The organism is Microcystis sp. LE19-10.1B (genome assembly GCF_027530565.1).
GTDB classification, from domain to species: Bacteria; Cyanobacteriota; Cyanobacteriia; order Cyanobacteriales; family Microcystaceae; genus Microcystis; species Microcystis aeruginosa.
Genome location: NZ_JAPZQM010000603.1, coordinates 1 through 1,110, shown reverse-complemented (window position 1 = coordinate 1,110; position 1,110 = coordinate 1). Strand labels below are relative to the sequence as shown.

The following is a 1,110-nucleotide window of genomic DNA, read 5'->3' as shown; positions in this document are numbered from 1 at the left end:
TTTCGGTCTTTATAGGCGCTAAATTCAATCCATTCATATTTTAAAAATCTCCATAATATTTCAATTAAATTTAAATGAGGTGAATAAGTGGGCAACCAAAATATTTTCAAGTTTTTCTTTTCCCATTCCTCAAGTTTCTCGATAAATGCATCGCTGGTATGAATGGAAGCTTGGTCAATTATTATGACAGTTTTTTTCTGTATATTTTGGCAATATTTATCCAGAAAATTGATAACTGTCTCGCTAGTAACCGTTCCGACCTGTGTCTCATAAAATAATTGATTATCTCGTTTCATTATTCCTAAAATATTTAGTCTTTTACCTTCAATTGGTGGTAACTTTATCGTGGTTTTTTCTTCTTGCCAAGCATCAGGAATACAAGGCTTTGAATCCCATCCCATTTCATCCAAATATCCTATCTCAATCTCTCCTCTTTTTTCCTGTTTTTTGAGTTCTTCTAAAATAGGTAGTTTGACCTCAAGCTCCCACTCATCAGGGGTTTTGCCCACCCCTCTTCTCACCCTTTTCCACCTCATGTTGATTTTTTTTATTAGTCTTTTTATCGTGTCTTTGCTTAGGGTTAATTTCCATTCTTCTACAAGTTTGATCTGGATTTTTTTTAAGCTTTTCGGTTCTTCTTTTACCCAGTCAATAACTTGTTGGCTTTGTGCTTCTGTCAATTTAGGTTTTCTCCCTCTTCCTCGACGATTATAAAAACCAATTAGTTTTCTATCTTCCCAGGCCGTCAACCAATTATAGATGGTCTTTCTCGTAACTCCAAATATTCCGCTCAATTCTTCTATCGGGGTTCCCTGAAAACTTAAGAGTATACATTTCGCTCGCTCTCTTACTTGATGATGTTTACTAGCTCGATAAATTCTCTCTAGCATTTTCTGGCTCTCGGGGTTTAGGTCTCTAATAAATCTCATTGTATTTTCCTGCTACTTCGTTTCTTCATGTATTATACTTCTGGCTCTTCGGTTTGTGTTATGCAATGGACGGGGATTATAAGGGATGGAACCCTTATATAGAAAGGCATTTAGCCATTTTTGTCAATTGTTTTTTATCTAGAGCGAACTAATCAATTAAGTCTCTTGCCAGATAAGGATT

At 35.5% G+C, this 1,110-nt stretch carries 1 protein-coding gene; it reads right to left on the bottom strand.

Features of this window, described 5'->3' with window-relative positions:
* Nucleotides 1-929 (bottom strand): IS630 family transposase (locus O9332_RS21730; RefSeq protein WP_288027373.1); only part of this gene is annotated, 929 nt, incomplete at its 3' end.
* Nucleotides 930-1,110: the final 181 nt, after the last annotated feature.